This window comes from Pseudomonas sp. MWU13-2105 (genome assembly GCF_023242315.1).
In the GTDB taxonomy this organism is placed as follows: Bacteria; Pseudomonadota; Gammaproteobacteria; order Pseudomonadales; family Pseudomonadaceae; genus Aquipseudomonas.
The window spans coordinates 175834-194051 of sequence record NZ_JALLIY010000016.1 but is presented as its reverse complement, the minus strand read 5'-3'; the positions used below and the strand labels follow the sequence as shown (position 1 = coordinate 194051).

General features: G+C 63.2%; 17 protein-coding genes and 1 pseudogene. 8 read left to right on the top strand and 10 right to left on the bottom strand.

Annotated features, from left to right (window positions below; all coding sequences use genetic code 11):
- From M5B96_RS23295 to M5B96_RS23275, 5 genes and pseudogenes are all read left to right on the top strand, one after another.
- Window positions 1-70 (top strand): annotated as a pseudogene (locus tag M5B96_RS23295) (hydrolase); the annotation flags it as partial.
- A 70-nt stretch (window positions 71-140) separates the two neighbouring features.
- Window positions 141-968 (top strand): alpha/beta fold hydrolase, encoded by an 828-nt coding sequence (locus M5B96_RS23290; RefSeq protein WP_248799351.1) that lies wholly within the window; start codon window positions 141-143, stop codon window positions 966-968.
- An 81-nt stretch (window positions 969-1049) separates the two neighbouring features.
- Window positions 1050-1484, top strand: a complete 435-nt coding sequence (locus M5B96_RS23285; protein WP_248799350.1) for a DoxX family protein — start codon at window positions 1050-1052, stop codon at window positions 1482-1484.
- On the top strand, window positions 1481-2056 hold the full coding sequence (locus M5B96_RS23280) for an antibiotic biosynthesis monooxygenase (RefSeq protein WP_248799349.1): 576 nt from the start codon (window positions 1481-1483) through the stop codon (window positions 2054-2056). Before M5B96_RS23285 ends, M5B96_RS23280 begins: the two co-directional genes overlap by 4 nt.
- A gap of 50 nt (window positions 2057-2106) precedes the next feature.
- Complete coding sequence (locus M5B96_RS23275) at window positions 2107-3945, top strand: amidohydrolase (protein WP_191487887.1); 1839 nt, start codon at window positions 2107-2109, stop codon at window positions 3943-3945.
- A 29-nt stretch (window positions 3946-3974) separates the two neighbouring features.
- Here the strand turns inward: M5B96_RS23275 and M5B96_RS23270 are convergent, their stop codons facing one another.
- The 5 genes from M5B96_RS23270 to M5B96_RS23250 form a co-directional block, all read right to left on the bottom strand.
- Entirely contained in the window at window positions 3975-5567 is a 1593-nt protein-coding gene (locus tag M5B96_RS23270; RefSeq protein ID WP_248799348.1) for a DHA2 family efflux MFS transporter permease subunit, read from the bottom strand.
- On the bottom strand, window positions 5564-6712 hold the full coding sequence (locus tag M5B96_RS23265; protein ID WP_248799347.1) for an HlyD family secretion protein: 1149 nt from the start codon (window positions 6710-6712) through the stop codon (window positions 5564-5566). The genes M5B96_RS23270 and M5B96_RS23265 overlap by 4 nt, the downstream gene beginning before the upstream one ends.
- 7 nt (window positions 6713-6719) lie before the next feature.
- Window positions 6720-7253: a winged helix-turn-helix transcriptional regulator gene (locus M5B96_RS23260; RefSeq protein ID WP_248799346.1), complete on the bottom strand. Its 534-nt coding sequence runs from the start codon at window positions 7251-7253 to the stop codon at window positions 6720-6722.
- A 290-nt stretch (window positions 7254-7543) separates the two neighbouring features.
- Window positions 7544-7825 carry a DUF2790 domain-containing protein gene (locus tag M5B96_RS23255; RefSeq protein ID WP_248799345.1) on the bottom strand — a complete coding sequence of 94 codons (282 nt, stop codon included), beginning with the start codon at window positions 7823-7825 and terminating at the stop codon, window positions 7544-7546.
- Window positions 7826-8025: 200 nt separating this feature from the next.
- Window positions 8026-8373, bottom strand: coding sequence for a hypothetical protein (locus tag M5B96_RS23250; protein ID WP_040069550.1), 348 nt, complete (start codon window positions 8371-8373; stop codon window positions 8026-8028).
- Window positions 8374-9073: 700 nt separating this feature from the next.
- On the opposite strand from M5B96_RS23250, the gene fae reads away from it, so the two are divergent.
- The 3 genes from fae to M5B96_RS23235 are packed head-to-tail and all read left to right on the top strand — an operon-like array spanning window position 9074 to window position 12061.
- A complete protein-coding gene (gene fae, locus M5B96_RS23245) occupies window positions 9074-9586 on the top strand; it encodes a formaldehyde-activating enzyme (RefSeq protein ID WP_248799344.1) in 513 nt (170 codons plus the stop codon).
- Between the two features lie 10 nt (window positions 9587-9596).
- The gene (locus tag M5B96_RS23240; protein ID WP_248799343.1) at window positions 9597-10631 is read left to right on the top strand and encodes an aldo/keto reductase; all 1035 of its coding nucleotides are present in this window, start codon (window positions 9597-9599) and stop codon (window positions 10629-10631) included.
- On the top strand, window positions 10628-12061 hold the full coding sequence (locus tag M5B96_RS23235; protein ID WP_248799342.1) for an NAD-dependent succinate-semialdehyde dehydrogenase: 1434 nt from the start codon (window positions 10628-10630) through the stop codon (window positions 12059-12061). The genes M5B96_RS23240 and M5B96_RS23235 overlap by 4 nt, the downstream gene beginning before the upstream one ends.
- Window positions 12062-12209: 148 nt before the next feature.
- Here M5B96_RS23235 and M5B96_RS23230 read toward each other — a convergent pair whose 3' ends face one another.
- From M5B96_RS23230 to M5B96_RS23210, 5 genes are all read right to left on the bottom strand, one after another.
- The gene (locus M5B96_RS23230) at window positions 12210-13085 is read right to left on the bottom strand and encodes a LysR substrate-binding domain-containing protein (protein WP_248799341.1); all 876 of its coding nucleotides are present in this window, start codon (window positions 13083-13085) and stop codon (window positions 12210-12212) included.
- Window positions 13086-13432: 347 nt separating this feature from the next.
- Window positions 13433-14614: a hypothetical protein gene (locus M5B96_RS23225; protein ID WP_248799340.1), complete on the bottom strand. Its 1182-nt coding sequence runs from the start codon at window positions 14612-14614 to the stop codon at window positions 13433-13435.
- 139 nt (window positions 14615-14753) lie between these two features.
- Window positions 14754-16394 (bottom strand): dipeptide ABC transporter ATP-binding protein, encoded by a 1641-nt coding sequence (locus M5B96_RS23220; protein WP_248799339.1) that lies wholly within the window; start codon window positions 16392-16394, stop codon window positions 14754-14756.
- A gap of 2 nt (window positions 16395-16396) precedes the next feature.
- The gene (locus tag M5B96_RS23215; RefSeq protein ID WP_248799338.1) at window positions 16397-17233 is read right to left on the bottom strand and encodes an ABC transporter permease; all 837 of its coding nucleotides are present in this window, start codon (window positions 17231-17233) and stop codon (window positions 16397-16399) included.
- Window positions 17230-18183 (bottom strand): ABC transporter permease, encoded by a 954-nt coding sequence (locus M5B96_RS23210; protein ID WP_248799337.1) that lies wholly within the window; start codon window positions 18181-18183, stop codon window positions 17230-17232. The genes M5B96_RS23215 and M5B96_RS23210 overlap by 4 nt, the downstream gene beginning before the upstream one ends.
- Window positions 18184-18218 lie beyond the last annotated feature (35 nt).

Here is an 18218-nt window from a genome sequence, read left to right as displayed (position 1 = left end):
TGCCTACGGTATGGGCGTGGACTACGCCTACACCATGGTGCACAACGCACCGCAGCGCCAAGTCAAGTAGTGAAGTGAGTCGGGCGCGCTCGCCGCGCCCGACGCCTGAACCCCATCGATTGAAAGCAAGGAGACTTCCAATGAGCATGTTCACTACGCGCGATGGTAGCGAAATCTATTACAAGGACTGGGGCAGCGGCCAGCCGGTGGTCTTCAGTCACGGTTGGCCGTTGCAGGCCGACAGCTGGGAAGCACAGATGTTTTTCCTGGCCTCCAAGGGTTATCGGGTGATCGCCCATGACCGCCGCGGCCATGGCCGTTCGAGCCAGCCGTGGGACGGCAACGACATGGATCACTACGCCGACGACCTGGCCGAACTGATCGAACGCCTGGACCTCAAGGATGCCGTGCTGTTCGGCTTCTCCACCGGCGGTGGGGAAATCGCGCGCTATATCGGGCGCCATGGCACCGGGCGCGTTGCCAAGGCCGGGCTGATCTCGGCCGTGCCGCCGCTGATGCTCAAGACCACAGCCAATCCGGGCGGCTTGCCGCTGGAGGTGTTCGATGGCATTCGCGCCGGTGCCCTGGCCGACCGTTCGCAATTGTACAAGGACATCGCCTCGGGCCCGTTCTTCGGCTTCAACCGTCCCGGCGCCAAGGTCTCGCAGGGCATGATCGACTGGTTCTGGGCGCAGGGCATGCAAGCCGGGCACAAGAATGCCTATGACAGCATCAAGGCCTTCTCGGAAACCGACTTCACCGAGGACCTGAAAAAGTTCGATGTGCCGACGTTGGTGGTACACGGCGACGACGACCAGATCGTCCCGATCGAAGCCGCCGGCCTGGCCTCGGCCAAACTGCTTCGCAACGCCAAGCTGCTGGTCTACCCGGGGGCGCCCCATGGCCTGACCGATACCCACAAGGACCGCCTCAACGCGGATCTGCTGGCCTTTATCCAGGGGGAGTGACATCCCTTGCCGACGGCATGGCCCGCTGCGCCGTCAGCGCCAGGCAGCTCCTTTCATCGAGCCTTCACAGGGAGACCGGACATGGTCACTCGTCCACTGTTGTCCTCTCGCACTTCGGCTGACTGGGCGCTGCTCTGGTTGCGCCTGGCTGGTTCGGTCTTGCTGCTGCGGGTCCATGGCCTGCCCAAGCTGCTGGATTTCCAGCACCAGTTGAGTTTGATCGAAGACCCTTTCGGGCTGGGCGCGCAACTGACCCTGAGCCTGGCGATTTTCGCCGAAGTGTTGTGCCCGTTGCTGATCATCCTGGGCCTGCTGACCCGCCTGGCAACGCTGCCGGTACTGTTCCTGCTGCTGGTTTCGCTGGTGTGGGTACACCCGGAGTGGAGCCTGGCCGAAGGGCAATTCGCCTGGTTGCTGCTGATCGTCTTCGGCGCCTTGCTGATCGGTGGTTCCGGGAGCATCGCCCTGGATCGGCGTTTCGCAGTCTTCACTCATCCGGGAGGCCTTCGCCCATGAATATCGAAATGCTCGACGGTGTGGTGACCCTGCTGGTCCGCCACCGGATCAAGACCGGCCAGGACCAGGCCTATGAAGCCTGGCTGCGGCGCATCGTCGCCATGGCGCGTAGTTATCCGGGGCACCTGGGCGTCGATGTGGTGCGGGGGCACAGCCAAGGGCAAACGTTGTTTACCAGCGTGCTGCGGTTTACCTCTACCGAACAACTGCAACACTGGCTGGACTCCAATGACCGTCGTGAATTGGTGGAAGAGGCCCAGCCCATGCTGGCCGACGGCGACCAGACCGAGATCAACGCCGACCGCGAGTTCTGGTTCACCCCGGCTGAAGTCGGTTCGCCCGGTCCGGTGCCGCGCTGGAAACAGGCCTGCGTGACCTTCCTGGTGATCCTGCCGCTGAGTTTTGTCGTACCGCTGTTGTGGCGTCCGCTGTTCACGCTGCTGCCCTGGCTGGGCGGCTACGTGCAGGCCAACGTACTGATCACCCTGAGCATCGTGCTGCTGGTGGTCTACGTGTTCATGCCCCGTGTGACCCGCCTGTTCAGCCGCTGGCTGCAGCCGGCAAACAACTGATTTCGCTGACCGCTACATTCCGTCAAGCAAGGAGAACTGATATGAGCAATGTGATCGCTGACCTGATTCTGCACAATGGCCGCCTGCACACCGTCGACCGCGCCCAACCCAAGGCCACGGCGGTGGCGATCAAGGATGGTCGCTTTATCGCCGTGGGTAACGACGGCGAGGCCATGGCCTTGCGCGGTAGCGCCACCCAGGTGATCGACCTCAAGGGACGCACGGTGATTCCCGGCCTCAACGACTCGCACCTGCACCTGATCCGTGGCGGCCTGAACTACAACCTGGAACTGCGCTGGGAAGGCGTGCCCTCGCTGGTGGATGCACTGCGCCTGCTCAAGGATCAGGCCGAGCGCACGCCGGCGCCGCAATGGGTGCGGGTGGTGGGGGGCTGGAACGAATTCCAGTTCGCCGAAAAGCGCATGCCGACCCTGGAAGAGCTGAACAAGGCGGCACCGGACACCCCGGTATTTGTCCTGCACCTGTATGACCGCGCCTTGCTCAACCGGGCGGCACTGCGGGTGGTCGGCTACAACCGCGATACGCCGAATCCACCGGGTGGCGAGATCGTCCGCGATGCCAAGGGCGAGCCGACCGGCATGCTGATTGCCCGGCCCAACGCGATGATTCTTTACTCGACCCTGGCCAAGGGGCCGAAGCTGCCACTGGAGTATCAGGTCAACTCGACCCGCCAGTTCATGCGTGAACTCAACCGCCTGGGAGTCACCAGCGCCATCGATGCCGGCGGTGGTTTCCAGAACTACCCGGACGACTACGAAGTCATCACCGAGCTGGCGGCCAAGCAGCAACTGACCGTACGGATCGCCTACAACCTGTTTACCCAGAAACCCAAGGAAGAGCTCGCGGATTTCAAGAACTGGACCAGCAAGGTGACCTACGGCCAGGGCGACGATTTCCTGCGGCACAACGGAGCAGGGGAGATGCTGGTGTTCTCGGCGGCGGACTTCGAGGATTTCCTCGAGCCGCGTCCCGACCTGCCGCAGACCATGGAGCAGGAACTGGAACCGGTGGTCCGCCATCTGGTGGAGCAGCGCTGGCCGTTCCGCCTGCACGCCACCTATGACGAATCGATTTCGCGGATGCTGGATGTCTTCGAGAAGGTCAATCGGGATATTCCGTTCAATGGTCTGCCGTGGTTTTTCGATCACTGCGAAACCATCACGCCGAAAAACATCGAGCGGGTACGGGCATTGGGCGGCGGCATTGCCATTCAGGACCGCATGGCCTTCCAGGGCGAATACTTCGTCGAGCGTTACGGTGCCAAGGCTGCCGAGGCGACGCCGCCGATCAAGCGCATGCTGGCCGAAGGCGTGCCGGTGGGCGCGGGTACCGATGCCACGCGGGTGTCGAGCTACAACCCCTGGACCTCGCTGTACTGGATGGTCAGCGGGCGCACCGTCGGCGGGCTCGAGCTTTATCCCGAGGGGCTGCCACGGGAAACCGCACTGGAGCTGTACACCCATGGCAGTGCCTGGTTTTCCTCGGAGCAGGGCAAGAAGGGCCAGATCAAGGTCGGGCAATTGGCGGATCTGGTGGCGTTGTCGGCGGACTATTTCAGTGTCGAGGCCGAAGCCATCAAGTGGATCGAATCGGTGTTGACGGTGGTCGACGGCAAGGTGGTACACGCGGCGGGTGATTTCGACAAACTCGCGCCGCCGACGCTGCCGGTGACACCCGACTGGTCGCCGGTGGTCAAGGTGCCGGGACACTGGCGGCCGAACTCGCCGTTGCAGGCCCAGGTGCACCAGTGCAGCGGCCCTTGCGGGGTGCATGCCCACGGTCATGAACGGGCGCGGATGTCGAGTGTGCCGGTCAGTGACTTCCAGGGTTTCTGGGGCGCCTTTGGTTGTTCGTGTTTCGCATTCTGAGTCATGATGCCGGGTATCTGCACCTGCTCTCAATGTGCATCGGCTGAGGCCGCCGCGGCAGGCGGCGGTTTCACCTTGTGCATCAGCGGAACCAGGGCGGTGGCGATGATGAAACAGACCATGATCACCAGGAAGGTATCGGCATAGCTCTGGGTCTGCGCCTCGCGATAGGCCAGTTGCCAGAGCTGTCGCAGGCTGACGGTGAGGCCTTCGCTGCCCGTCTGGCCGAGGGTCGCGAAGTTACCGCCGACCGTGCTCATCCACTGGTTCAGCGCTTCGTTGCTGCTGTTCAGGTGCTCGGCCAACCGGTTGAAATGCAGGTTGGTCCGATCGTTGAGAATCGTCGCACAGGCGGCGATACCAATGGCGCCGCCCAGGTTACGCATCAGGTTGAACAGGCCCGAGGCCTGTTTCAGGCGTGCCGGTGCCAGGGCGCCGAGGGTCAGGGTCACGGTGGGCGGCACGGCGAATTGCTGGGCCATGCCGCGCAGTGCCTGGGGTAGCATCAACTCCTTGCCGCCCCAGTCATGGGTCAGCGGCGAGAAATCCCACATCGACACGGCAAACAGGCCCAACCCGACCATCATCAACCAGCGCAGGTCGACCCGGTTGGCAAAGAACGCATATAGCGGAATCGCCGCCAGTTGGAACAGGCCAGTGGAAAACACCGCCAGGCCGATGTCCAGCGCGCTATAGCCGCGCACCCGGCCGAGAAACAGCGGGGTGAGATAAATGGTCGCGAACAGGCCGATACCGGTGACGAAGGAGAAGAAGCAACCCAGGGCGAAATTGCGTTCCTTGAGTGCACGCAGGTCGACCACCGGGTTGGTCACCATCAGGCTGCGGCTGACAAAGGCCAGCCCGGCGAGGCCGGAAATCCACGCGGTGGCGAGGATGGTGCGGTCACTGAACCAGTTCCAGCGCGGGCCTTCTTCCAGGGTGTATTCCAGGCAGCCGAGAAATACCGCCATCAGCAGCATGCTCAGGTAGTCGGCGCCCTTGATCAGGCGCAGGTCGGGCTCGTCGATCCGCACCAGCATCGGCACCACCACGGCGACGAACACGCCGGGCACCAGGTTGATGTAGAACAGCCAATGCCAGGAGGAAATATCGGTGATCCAGCCGCCGATCACCGGTCCGAGGGTAGGGGCCAGGGAGGCGATGGCGCCGATGGTCGAGGCGGCGATAACCCGCTGCTTGCCACTGAAGAACATGAACGCCGAAGTAAAGACCAGGGGGATCATCGACCCGCCGAGGAAACCCTGCAAGGCGCGAAACACGATCATGCTCTGGATATTCCAGGCCGCACCGCAGAGCAGGCTGGCCAAGGTGAAACCCACCGCCGAGGCACAGAACAGCCAGCGCGTGGAAAACACCCGCGACAGCCAGCCCGACAGCGGGATCACGATGATTTCGGCGATCAGGTAGCTGGTCTGTACCCAGGCGGTTTCATCGGCACCGGCCGACAGCCCGCCGCCGATATCGCGCAACGATGCGGAAACGATCTGGATATCCAGCAGGGCGATAAACATGCCCACGCACAGGGTGGCGAAGGCGAACACCTTGACCGAGGTGCTCATCGACGCCGCATCGAAAGGCTTGGCCGGGGCGCGGCTGCTCATGGTGTGCTGACCAGTTGGCTGGCGGCGTGCTCGTCGGCGGGACGACTGGCGACGCCACTGCTGTTGTGCCGGGTATCGACTTCAGCGCTGACCGAAAGCCCTGGGCGCAGTTGCCCGAGCACGCCGTCGGCCTGGTCGAGCATGACCCGGACCGGCACCCGCTGGACGATCTTGGTGAAGTTGCCGGTGGCGTTTTCTGGCGGCAGCACGCTGAACTGGGCACCGGTGGCCGGGGCCAGGCTGTCCAGGTGGCCGTGGAAGACCTTGCCGGGCAGCACGTCGGCGCGGATGGCCACGGCCTGGCCGGGGAGCATGTGGCTCAACTGGTCTTCCTTGAAATTGGCGTCGACCCAAAGGCCCTGTTGCGGTACCACGGAGAGCAACTGCGAGCCGGCTGCGGCAAAGGCGCCGACCCGGGCCCGACGGTTGCCGATCACGCCGTCCAGCGGCGCCCGCAATTCGGTGTAGGAGAGGTTCAGGCGGGCCATGTCGCGTTCGGCGAGCGCCTGCATCAGCGCGGCCTTGGCCTGCAATTTCTGGGTCTCGATCACGTCCACCTGGCGCTGATTGGCCAGCAGCGTGGCTTGCGCCTTGGCGCCATTGGCTTGGGCGGTCTTGAAGGTGGCATCGACCCGTTGGGCGCTTTCCACCGACACCGCCGAGCGGCCCACCAGGCTTTCGTAGCGGAGATGGTCGTTGCGCGAGCGCAGTGTTTCCGCATTGGCCGCATCGATCCCGGCCCGGGCCTGGCTGATCACCGCGTGTTGCAACTGCTCGGTGGCGTCGAGGTTGGCCAGCAGCGCCTGCTGGGCGGCTACCGCGCCTTCGGCTTTTTGCAGCGCGGCGAGGTAGTCGCGATCATCGATCTTCACCAGCAGGTCGCCGGCGTGCACGAACTGGTTGTCGGTGACTTTGAGCTCGGCGATATAGCCCGGTACCTTCGGCCCGATCACCGTCACATCGGCGCCGATATAGGCATCGTCGGTGCTTTCGATAAAGCGCCCGGCGGTCCACCAGTGCAGGCCGTAGAAAGCGGCGAATACCACTGCACCAGTGGTCACCGTCAGCAGCAGAAGGCGCTTGAGCAGCGGCGTTTTTTTCTGAACGGCCAGTTCAGGAGCAGCGGCCGAGGACAGGTTGGTCATGGCGGAGTTACCGGTTGGCAGGGAGGGGGTGGGCGATATCAGGGGGTTGCCGCGCCGCCAGTTGGCGACGTTTTTCAAAGCGCCGACGCATGGGCTCGTCAGCCGCCGGACCGGCCACCACCTTGTGTTGCCGGCTGATGGTCTGGCCGGTGTGCTTGTCGATGAGGGCCAGTTCGACGAGTTCGCCGCTGCTGTCGTCGACGAGTTGAGTGGCGGGGCCTTCGGGCGAGAGGTGTCTGTTGCCCCAGTCCATCAGGGTCAACAACACGGGCCTGAAGTCCCGGCCGCGAGCGGTCAGCAGGTAGTCGAAGCGTGGCGGGGCATCGCTGTAGGCCTGGCGTTCGAGCAGCCCGCGTTCCACCAGGTCATTGAGGCGGCGGGTCAGGATGCTGGGAGCAATTCCGAGGCTTTCCTGGAATTGATCGAAACGGCTGAGACCGTAGAAAGCGTCCCGCAGGATCAGGATGTTCCACCACTGGCCGACCTGTTCAAGGCTGCGTGCCACGGGACAGTACGGGTGGGCCAAGCTGGTCTTCTTCATCGTCGGGGCCTCGCAATGTGTCTGGTATTACGAGTGTAATATTATGATTGCAATGTATTCGAGCGACTTTCAATTTGCAAGTCACTATTTGCAAGTATTTTCAGACAGGGGATGAGGAAGGCGGAGGGGGAGATTTGTGCTGGACGGGATCACACGTGGACATGGGACCTTGGGAGCGCCGCCCAGCCTTGTGGGAGCCGGCTTGCCGGCGATGACGGTCGGATGCTCGACACCGGACGTGCGGGCCTCATCGTCAGCAAGCCGGCTTGTGTCTTACATCGGGCGGCCGATCAGCCGTGCTGGCAAGCATTGCCCAAGCGAATGAAGTTCAGTTCGTGGCGCACGCCCTGGGGGTCGACGTAGACCACATGCCCCTGCACCGGACCACAATCGGACGCGGCGGCACTGTCGGCGCGCACGGCCTTGGCGATGTCGAGGTCTTCGGAATAGTCGTAAGGTTCGGCGCTGGCGTTGGCTGTTGCACCCTGGCCTTGTGGAGTCGCGGGCGCATCGCCTTGAGCGGTGGCCACCAGGCTGAACAGCGAGAGCACGACAAACAGAAGGTATTTCATGGCGGTCTCCGGAAAGACATCCCCTCACCTGACGGTAGTGAGGCAGTGGCGCCATTTTACGAACGGTACCGGTGCCAGTAGAACGGATCCTTGCCGATAGCGGATATCAGCGTGATCGATACAGGGCAAAGGCAATGGAATCTGGAAAGTATCGCCAAAACTTGTAGGAGCCGGCCGGCTCCTACAATGAGCGCGTGGTCTTACTTGCCGCCCAGGGCACCGCCGGCCGCGCCGCCGAGGCCGGCACCGATGGCCGCTCCGGTCTTGCCGCCCAACTGGTTGCCCAGCAGCGAACCACCGGCTGCGCCGAGGCCACCGCCGATGGCGGCCTTGGTTTTCTTGCCTTTCTTGGCGGCAACCGCGCCACCGGCCGCGCCGCCCAGGCCTGCACCGACTGCTGCGCCGGTGCTGCCGCCCATCTTCTGGCCCAAGACGTTGCCCAGGGCGCCGCCCAGACCACCGCCGACCGCGGCCTGTGTGCCGCCCGCCGCCATGGCGCCTTGGGCAAACAGGGCGCTCAGGGCCAGGACGGTAAGTGCTTTACGCATGTTGCAAACCTCGAAAGAAAATGGAATGGCAATTGTCGCCGCCCACGGTTGGCGAAGCAAATACTGTTGTTGGTGATATCAAACCATCCGACAGCTTCTTTTTGGAATAAAAACTGTTGTTTGTGCCCCATTAAGGTTCACTTCAAACCATGAAAAATCTGTGGTTATTGAAGGGCTTATGTCAATAAGAGATTGAAAAAATTCTTGTTACAGATTGTCGCAGCAGGTTAATATTGCGTCGCGTTCACCTACCACGGTTTATGCATTTTTTAGCCCCAAGCGTCCATCAGCCGCTTGGGCTTTTTTTTGCCTGGAGTTTGCCGGGCGGTGTCAGTTTGCAGCGTTCCAAGGCTTGGAAACGCTGAAACGAACGCGGCCTCCGAACAAGGCCGTGGGTATTGCGCACTTGGGCGTCAGGTGTTTTTCGGAGTATCGGCCGAGTGTTTTCAGGGGTATGACCAAACCTCATGCCCCCATGACTTTTAATGGTTACAGCCCCCGCCAACCCCAGTGATAAAAAAGCGCAAACACCAGCTCACTCATAAAAACAAAGAGCGTTTGCACCATGACTCAGCCCCACTGCCGCGTCCTCGCCAGCGTCCTGCTGCGCTCTGCGTTTCCCGACTTTGACCATTCGTGCCCCAGGGCGCGTGTGCGTTTCTGATCATCCTCGATTCCCTGCGTCCGCGAGATAAAACCCATGAAAGAACAAGACCTGTATATCGGTGAAGGCTTCGAAGGCCCCGGCGTGAACGCCGCCCATATCAATATCCTGATCGGCCCGCGCAACGGTCCGGCTGGCCAGGCCTTTGCCAACAGCCTGGCCTCGCCAAGCCAGGGTCATTGCCCATTTATGGTGATCGCCCAGCCGAATATCCCGGTCAAGCCGATGACCCTCTACGTCAACAAGGCCGCCATCGGCAGTGACTTCCACGGCAACGCCACCTGGGGCGCGTCCCAGGCCGGGATCGCCAAGGCCGTGCTCGAAGCCCTGCTCGACGGCACCCTGCCGGCCGAGGCCGAGGACGAGTGGGCCATCGTCACCGCCAACTGGGTCAACCCTGCCTGCGATGACCTCGATGCCGTCTACCTGAACAACTACAACGCCTGCCGCACCGCGATCCGCGCCGCCCTGACCGGCCTGCCGGTGCGTGCCCAGCTCGCCGATGTGGTCGAGCACATCGCCAACCCTTTCTACACCCCGAAAGCCTGAGGTCCGCACCATGCAATACATTCGTCTGGGCAATTCCGGCCTGCAGGTTTCCAAGCTGTGCCTCGGCACCATGAATATGGGCACGCCGGACTGGAAACCATGGATCTTCGATGAGAAGAAAAGCGAACCGATCGTCAAGCATGCGCTGGACAACGGGGTGAACTTCATCGACCTGGCGGACTTCTATTCCGCCGGTGTCGGCGAGGAAGTGCTGGGGCGCATCCTCAAGCGCCTGGCCCGTCGCGAGGACATCGTGGTGACCACCAAGGTCGGCTACGGCACCCGTAGCGGGATCAACGCCAGCGGCCATTCGCGCAAGCACATCATGGACAGCATCGACGCCTCCCTCAAGCGCCTGGACATGGACTATGTCGATGTCTTCATGCTGCATTACTTCGACGTCAACACCCCGGTCGAGGAAACCATGAGCGCCATGAACGATATCGTGCGTTCCGGCAAGGCCCGTTATATCGGGGTCTCGACCATGCTCACCGGGCAGTTGGCGAAGATCCTCATGGCCTGCGAGCGCAACGGCTGGGTCAAGCCGATCAACATGCAGCTGCAACTGAACTGCGCCTATCGCGAGGAAGAGCGCGAGATGCTGCCGTTCTGCCGTGACCAGGGCCTCGGCGTCTCGGTGTTCAGCCCGCTGGCCCGTGGCCTGCTGACCGGCGATGCGCAGTCGACCCGCAACCAGACCGACTTTTTCACCCAGCAGATGTACAGCGATGAAGCCTCCTTTGAAATCGCCCATTCGGTGCAGCGTGTCGCCCGCCGTCGCGGGGTCTCCAATGCGCAGATCGCCCAGGCCTGGGTGGTCAATCACCCGGGCGTGGATTGCATGCTGGTGGGCGCCGACACCACCGAGCAGTTCGACAGTGCCCTGGCGGCCCTGGAGACCCGCCTGGACGCCGACGAGCTCTACGAGCTGGAACGCAACTACACCCCGTGCGATGTGATCAACGATTACACCGCCGGCAAACGTATCCTGCGCTCGGCTCGTCCGGCCCAGGAAGCCTTCACCCTGACCGAGGCCGTGGCATGAGCGAGTTGATCCGTACCGGTAACTACATCGACGGCCAATGGTCCAGTGGCGGTCCGACCTACCCGGTGCTGAATCCGGCCAATGGCGAGTTGATCGTGGAGGTCCAACGTGCCGGGGCCGAGGCCACCAACCTGGCGATTGCCGCCGCCGAGCGGGCCTTGCCGGCCTGGCGCAAGCTGACCGCCAAGGAGCGCAGCGTGCGCCTCAAGCGCTGGAGCGAATTGATGCTGAGCAATCAGCGCGAGCTCGCCGGCTTGCTCAGTCGCGAGCAGGGCAAGCCACTGGCCGAAGCCATGGGCGAAGTGGTCTATGCCGCCAGTTTCCTAGAGTGGTTCGGTGAAGAGGCCAAGCGTGCCTATGGCGATGTGATCCCGAGCCACAAGGCCGATGCGCGGATCATCGTCACCAAGGAAGCCATCGGCGTGGTCGCGGCGATCACCCCGTGGAACTTTCCGCTGGCGATGGTCACCCGCAAGGTCGGCCCGGCCCTGGCCGCCGGTTGCACGATGATCCTCAAGCCTTCGGAAGAGACGCCGCTGTCGGCCTTTGCCCTGGCGGTACTGGCGGAAGAGGCGGGGATCCCGGCCGGTGTGTTCAACGTCGTGTCCGGCGATGCGGTAGCTATCGGCGGCGCGCTGCAAGCCTCATCGGTGGTGCGCAAGCTGTCCTTCACCGGCTCGACCCGCACCGGCAAGCTGCTGATGCGCCAGGCCGCCGACACCTTGAAAAAGGTCTCGCTGGAGCTGGGCGGCAACGCTCCGTTTATCGTGTTCGACGACGCCGACCTGGACGCGGCGGTGAAGGGCGCAATGGCGTCGAAGTTCCGTAATACCGGGCAGACCTGTGTCTGCGTGAACCGTTTCTTTATCCAGGACGGTGTGTACGAGGCCTTCACCGCCAAGCTGGCGGAGGCGGTCAAGGCCCTGCGGGTCGGCCATGCGCTGGACGGCGAGACCGAGCAGGGGCCGCTGATCAACAGCGCGGCCTTGAGCAAGGTCGAACAGCATGTCGGCGATGCGCTGGAGAAGGGCGCCATGCTGTTGTGCGGCGGTCGTCGGCATGCCCTCGGCGGGACCTTTTTCGAACCGACCATCCTCACCGAGGTCGGCGACGGCATGCTGATTGCCCAGGAAGAAACCTTCGGTCCGGTGGCGGCGTGCTTCCGCTTCAAGGACGAGGCCGAGGTGTTGCGTCGGGCCAATGACACGCCATTCGGTCTCTCGGCGTATTTCTACAGCCGCGATATCGGCCGCGTCTGGCGCATGGCCGAGGGGCTGGAGGCCGGGATGGTGGGGATCAACGAAGGGATCATCTCCACCGAAGTAGCGCCGTTTGGCGGCATCAAGGAATCGGGCCTGGGACGTGAAGGTTCGCACTATGGCCTGGACGACTACCTGGAAATCAAATACCTGTTGATGGGCGGTCTCTGATGCTCCACCAGTCTTTCCCACTAAGGGTGTGGGAGGGGTACGGTCGAGGAGGTGGTGCCCGCTGAGGTGCTCAAGCCTATGAAGGTGACGACCCTGTAGGCCCCTTCGCCGCACCGCCGCGAAGGGGGACTCACAAACACTGAAAAACTCAGGGATTGCTCACCAGGCTCAACCACTCGGTAAACAGCCGCACTTTCGACAGTCCCTGCTTGTCGTTCGCCACATCCAGCCAATAGCCATAGGGCCCGACCACCTCCACCGGGGTGATGGGCAGCAGGCTGCCATTGGCCAGCTCCCTGACGATCATCTGCCGATCGATCACCGCCAGCCCACCACCGGCCAGCGCGGTGTTGATCACCTGGTCCAATGTGCTGAATTCCAGTCCTTGCCGGGCATCGACATCCTCACGACCCATGGCCGCCAGCCAGTTTTCCCAGACCTTGAGACGCTTGCCGTCATGCAGGATATGCAGCAGGGGAGAGTGGCGCAGGTCCGGCGCCTCGCCGTGTTCGAACAGCTCCGGGCTCGCCACGGCAATATGTCGCTCCATCACCAGCAGTTGGCTGCTGCAATGCGCCGCCGCCTCCAGGCCGAAACGGATCTGGCAGTCGACCTCGGCCAGGCTGTCATGGCTGGCCTGGTTGGTTACGCTGAGGCTGATATCCGGGTAGCGCTGGCAGAACGCCCGCAGGTGCGCCGACAGCCAGCGGGTGGCCCAGGTCGGTGGCGCGAGGATACGCAGGCGCTGGCGCAGGTTGGGTACGCGCACGGCTTGCAGGGCGCGCTCGACATGGTCGAAGGCATCGCCCAACTGGGGGGCCAGGGCCGTTCCCGATTCGGTCAGCGACAAGCCCCGGGGCGTGCGCACGAACAGCGCGACGCCGAGATAATCCTCCAGTTGCTTGATCTGTCGGCTGACCGCGCCCTGGGTGACGTTCAGGGACGCGGCGGCCTGGCTGAAGCTGCGATGCCGGGCGACTTCCTCGAACACGCGGAGCATGTTCAGCGAGGGCAGTTGACGCATGAAATGGATACTCCGGGCCGGCTGGCACACACCTTGAAAACACCGTGTTGAAGCTCGGAGTCGACCAGTGTGGAGTCGGTTTATTGTTGTTCTCGGAAGTGCTTTTTCTGTAGGGGATATCTGACTATCAGCGGGGGGACGATGCAAGCATTGCTTGACGGGAGTGAGTGAAAAAAACGTCGGGAATGGAAAAAGGTGGGAGAGCCCAGGTGCTCTCCCACAAAGATGCGCAATGAAATGAGCAGGTGATCTGTGGCAGCCGACTTGCTGGCGATGAAGTCTGAACAGACGGCGCAAGACTCACCGGTCTCATCGCCGGCAAGCCAGCTCCACATCAGGCAGAACAATCAGAAGTAATAACCGATGTTCACATACAACTGGTTTTTCCAGAGATCAGTACCGCCGGCCGCGAGACTCTGGGTATAACTGCTGCCCCCGATGTAAGGATCGTTCTTGCCGATCAGCCATTCGGTGGCGACCCAGAATTTGCTCAGCGAAAACGAGGTGCCGAGGATCAAGCGCTGGGAGGTCTTGAAGTCGTCCGCCGATTTGTCGAACGCGCTGTAGTTGGCATACAGCTTGATCCCGCTGATCTGGTCGAGCAGGTATTTGCCGTCGACGTCGTAGCTCAAGTCGGCGACGTAGAGGTTACCGCGGCTGGCGACGTTGAAGGTGCCGTCATAGCCACCGAAGGTCACCACCTCGTTGCTGCCGGGATTGCGTGGTGACATCTGCTGGCGCGCCGCCTGCAATTGCAGGCCCCACGGACCGTCCTTGCCCAGGTAGTGGATAGCCACGGCATTGCGCCGGCCGTCTTCGCGGGTGTCGCGGTTCTCCAGGGTCGAGGTCAGGCCCGAGATCCCCACCTCGGACTTCCAGTTACCCAGTTGCATGGCTTTGGCCAGGCGCACCACCGCGGTGTTGTGCTCCTGGTTGTTGCTGCCATCGGTCACATAGCTGTCGGCCCGGGAGACCACGCTGGAGTAGGTGTCGCCGTTGCTGGTGCCACGCCCTTGCAGGGCCGGGCGCAGGTAGAAGCCGGCTTGCAGGTTCCAGTCGCCGCTCTGCTGGATGTACTTGGCGCCGACCTGTTCCACGTCTTCCAGGCCGACCACGTTGCCCAGGGTTTCATAGAAGGTACTGCCGAAGTAGGGTTGCAGGCCGAATGGAATCTGGTTCAGGCCGACCTGCACCTGCTGGTCCGGGTTGAATTTATAGCCGACCCAGGCGGTCTCGGCGAACTGCACCGCGCCGATGCGATCGGTGTACTGGTAGGGGTAGGAGCGTCCGTAGAAACGGTATTTGGCGGCGGCGATCCAGGTGTCGGAGTTGTACTTGGCGGTGATGAACGCGGTGTCGAAGTTGAACTTCTGGATATCACGATCCGGCGCGTAGTCCCAGCGATAGCGGATGGCGCCGCCGATGTCCAGGTTGTCGGTGACCTGGATCGCCATCGCGGGCGTGGATAGGGCGCCCAACAGCGCCAGCGGGGTCAATGAGCGCAAGGCCCGGGTGGTGTTCAAGTTCATGGTCGCTCCGTCTCTTCTCTAGGTTTATTGTTGGCAACAGCCATCCCGGCCACGGCAAAAGCGCGGTCTGGATGAAAGGGGTAGGGCCCGCTACGACGAAGCTTGCGAACAGCCTCCAGGTGGTAGCGGGCCGCGTGGGTCAGGCGCCGGCGGCACTCAGGCCCTCTGCCGGTCCCGCCTGGGTTGGCGGTCGCACCGAAGCCCCGGGCGCGGCGGCCAGCAGGGTCTGGGTGTAGGCATGCCGAGGTTGCAACAGCACCTGTTCGGCGCTGCCGTACTCGACCACTTCGCCCTGGCGCATCACCGCGATGTGATCGCTGATCTGCGCCGCCACGCGCAGGTCGTGGGTGATGAACAGGATGCTCAGGTTCAGTCGTTGCTGGAGTTCGGCGAGCAACTCCAGCACCTGTTTCTGCACCGAGACATCCAGTGCCGAAACGCTTTCATCGGCAATCAGGACCTGCGGATGCATGGCCAGGGCGCGGGCGATGCCGATGCGCTGGCGCTGGCCGCCGGAGAACTGCCGGGGCTTGCGTTTCAGTGCGTCGCGCTTGAGGCCGACCTGCTCCAGCAGATCGCCGGCTTCGATCCACGCGTCCTTGGCCGACAGGCCTCGCAGTTGCGCGGCGCGGGCGATGATGTCGCCGACCCGATGGCGCGGATTGAGTGAGCCGTAGGGGTCCTGGAAAATCATCTGGATCTGCCGCCGCCCCCGGGTCAGCGCCTCGCCCTTGAGCGCGAGGAAGTCGCTGTCGCCGAGCCAGACATGGCCGCTGTCGCTGTCCACCAGGCGGATCGCCGCCTTGACCAGGGTGCTCTTGCCCGAGCCGGACTCGCCGACAATCGCCAGGGTCTTGCCCCGTGGCAGTTGCAGCGAGACATCCTTGAGCGCACAGACCTGGCGCCCTTCGACATGGTAGGTCTTGTTCAGGTGTTCGATGCGCAGGGCGATCTCACCGTCGGCGCAGGGTGCATGCAGCTCCGGGTTCAGTACCGGGACCGCGGCGATCAACTTGCGTGTGTAGGCGTGGCGGGGCGCCTGCAAGACCTGGTCGCGTTCGCCGATTTCCACCAACCGACCACCTTCCATCACCGCGATGCGGTCGGCGATTTCCGCCACCACGCCGAAGTCATGGGTAATGAACAGGATGCCGTGCTGGCCGCGCCCGCGCAGTTCGCGGATCAGCTTGAGGACCTGGGCCTGGGTGGTGACGTCCAGGGCGGTGGTCGGTTCGTCGGCGATCAGCAGGTCCGGGTTCATTGCCAGGGCCATGGCGATCACCACCCGCTGGCATTGGCCGCCGGAGAGTTGATGGGGAAAGCTGTTGGCGATCCGTGGCGGTTCCGGCAACTGGGTCGACTCCAGCAACGCCAGCATGCGTTCGCGGCGCTCGGCCGCGTCCATCCGCGGGGCGTGGATCTCGAAGATCTCCTCCACTTGCCGGCCGATGCGGATCGCCGGATTGAGGGCCGCCATGGGCTCCTGGAAGATCATCGCGATGCGGTTGCCGCGCAGGCCGCGCAACTGCGCTTCAGGCATGTTGCAGATGTTCTCGCCGAGGAAATCGATCCGCCCTTCGCTGTGGCGCAGGCCCTTGGCGTAGTCGCCCATGATGGCCCCGGAGAGCACCGATTTGCCCGAGCCGGACTCGCCGATAACGCAGAGGATTTCACCCTTGCGCACGTCCAGGTCGATCTTCCGCACCGCGTGGCTGCGGTCCGCGCCCGGTGGCAGTTCGATGGACAGCCCCTCGACGCGCAATACTTGTTGGTTGCTCATACTCAACTCCTTGTGCCTTTCTGGGCGTGTTCGTCCAGGCCGTCCGCCAGCAGGCTGAGGCCAAGCATCAGGGTGGAGATGGCAATGCACGGGAAGATCACCAGGTGCGGGAAGGCGATGGCCATGCTGCGGCCTTCGTTGATCATGCCGCCCCAGTCCGGGGTCGGCGGTGGCAGGCCGAGGCCGAGGAAGCCGAGGGCACCGATCATGATCGCGGTGTAGCCGATGCGCAGGCAGAAATCGACGATCAGCGGGCCGCCACAGTTCGGCAGGATTTCCACGGTCATGATCCGTAGCGCGCCTTCGCCCTGGGTGATGGCGCTGAGCACATAATCGCGTGAACGCAGGTCCATGGTCAGGGCGCGCATGATCCGGAAGATCGCCGGGGCGCTGGTGAAGGTCACCGCGATCAGGATGTTCAGCGCCGAGGCTCCGAGGGCAATGATGATCATGATGTACAGCACCAGCACCGGGAACGACAGCACGGTGTCGGCGATATAGGACAGCACCGAGTCGACCCAGCCATTGAAGTAGCCGGCGCACAGGCCCATGGCGATGCCGAAGGCAAACGCGGTGAGGGTCGCCAGGGTCGACCAGAGCAGCACCGTGCGGGTGCCCCAGATCAGCCGCGAGAGAATATCGCGGCCCAGTACATCGGTGCCGAGCAGGAAGGTCTGACCGCTGCCGTCGTCGCTGAACGGCGTCAGCAGCGGGGTGAAGCTTTCCAGCGGGTCATGGGGCGCCAGCCACGGGGCGAAGATCCCGAGGATCACCCAGCCGCCCACCAGGCACAGGCCCAGGGCCGCCAACGGGTTCTTGAAAGCATGCAGAAGATTCATCGGGCACTCCCGCCGAGGCTGCGCAAGGTGATGCGCGGGTTGAGCCAGGTATAGGCCAGGTCGGAGAAGATCTTGGTCGCGCCGACTACCAGCGCGCTGATCATGGCGCAGGCCTCGATCAGGTAGACGTCATGGTTCAGCGAGGCGGTGTAGAGCAGCGAGCCGAAGCCCTTGTAGGCGAAGAACACCTCGACCACGATGACGTTGGACAGCAGCCACGGGATGTACAGCATGATCACCGTGACCGGCGCGATCAGCACGTTGCGCAGCGCATGGCGCAGCACGATACGCGCCGTCGAGGCGCCCTTGAGGCGGGCGGTGCGGATGTACGGTGCCTGCATCACTTCGACCATCGAGGCGCGGGTGATCCGCGCCAGGTAGCCGACGCCGAACAGGCACAGGACCATCAGTGGCATCGCCAGTTGCAGGGCGCTGAAACCGTCGCTCATGCTGCTCACGCCGGGCAGCCAGTTGAGCCAGAAGACGAAGATCGCCGAGACGAACACCGCGCTGGCGAAGTCCGGGATCGAGGTGGTGACGATGGACAGGAACGACACCAGGCGGTCCAGTGGCGAGCCCTGGCGAATCCCGGCCAGCACGCCGAGGGTCAGGGCCACGGGGACCATGATCAGAAGAGCCAGGCCGGCGAGCATCAGGGTCTGTCCCAGGTTGGGCAGCAGCAGGTCCATCACCGGCTCGCGAAAGTGCACCGAGGTGCCCCAGTGGCCGCTGACGAAGTCCTTCAGCCAGATCAGGTAACGCCACAGGAACGGCTGGTCATAGCCGTGCTCGGTGAGCCAGGCGGCGCGTTGGTCGGCGGCGGAGTAGGGACCGAGGACGTTGATCGCGACGTCCTCGATATTCAGCTCCAGGGCGAAAAAAACAATCAGTGACACCGACAATAAAGTCGCTGCCAGGGCCAGTAGCTTGCGCCACAGAAAATCAGCCATGTTTGCATGCTCCGGCTATACAGTTGCCGGCTCGC

Bases quoted from the DNA above. Each gene is read 5' to 3' on its own strand.
- M5B96_RS23255 (WP_248799345.1), bottom strand. From the start codon at position 7,825: ATGAAATACCTTCTGTTTGTCGTGCTCTCGCTGTTCAGCCTGGTGGCC.
- M5B96_RS23220 (WP_248799339.1), bottom strand. From the start codon at position 16,394: ATGAGCAACCAACAAGTATTGCGCGTCGAGGGGCTGTCCATCGAACTG.
- M5B96_RS23250 (WP_040069550.1), bottom strand. From the start codon at position 8,373: ATGCGTAAAGCACTTACCGTCCTGGCCCTGAGCGCCCTGTTTGCCCAA.
- M5B96_RS23265 (WP_248799347.1), bottom strand. From the start codon at position 6,712: ATGACCAACCTGTCCTCGGCCGCTGCTCCTGAACTGGCCGTTCAGAAA.
- fae (WP_248799344.1), top strand. From the start codon at position 9,074: ATGAAAGAACAAGACCTGTATATCGGTGAAGGCTTCGAAGGCCCCGGC.
- M5B96_RS23215 (WP_248799338.1), bottom strand. From the start codon at position 17,233: ATGAATCTTCTGCATGCTTTCAAGAACCCGTTGGCGGCCCTGGGCCTG.
- M5B96_RS23240 (WP_248799343.1), top strand. From the start codon at position 9,597: ATGCAATACATTCGTCTGGGCAATTCCGGCCTGCAGGTTTCCAAGCTG.
- M5B96_RS23270 (WP_248799348.1), bottom strand. From the start codon at position 5,567: ATGAGCAGCCGCGCCCCGGCCAAGCCTTTCGATGCGGCGTCGATGAGC.
- M5B96_RS23285 (WP_248799350.1), top strand. From the start codon at position 1,050: ATGGTCACTCGTCCACTGTTGTCCTCTCGCACTTCGGCTGACTGGGCG.
- M5B96_RS23260 (WP_248799346.1), bottom strand. From the start codon at position 7,253: ATGAAGAAGACCAGCTTGGCCCACCCGTACTGTCCCGTGGCACGCAGC.
- M5B96_RS23290 (WP_248799351.1), top strand. From the start codon at position 141: ATGAGCATGTTCACTACGCGCGATGGTAGCGAAATCTATTACAAGGAC.
- M5B96_RS23230 (WP_248799341.1), bottom strand. From the start codon at position 13,085: ATGCGTCAACTGCCCTCGCTGAACATGCTCCGCGTGTTCGAGGAAGTC.
- M5B96_RS23280 (WP_248799349.1), top strand. From the start codon at position 1,481: ATGAATATCGAAATGCTCGACGGTGTGGTGACCCTGCTGGTCCGCCAC.
- M5B96_RS23210 (WP_248799337.1), bottom strand. From the start codon at position 18,183: ATGGCTGATTTTCTGTGGCGCAAGCTACTGGCCCTGGCAGCGACTTTA.
- M5B96_RS23235 (WP_248799342.1), top strand. From the start codon at position 10,628: ATGAGCGAGTTGATCCGTACCGGTAACTACATCGACGGCCAATGGTCC.
- M5B96_RS23225 (WP_248799340.1), bottom strand. From the start codon at position 14,614: ATGAACTTGAACACCACCCGGGCCTTGCGCTCATTGACCCCGCTGGCG.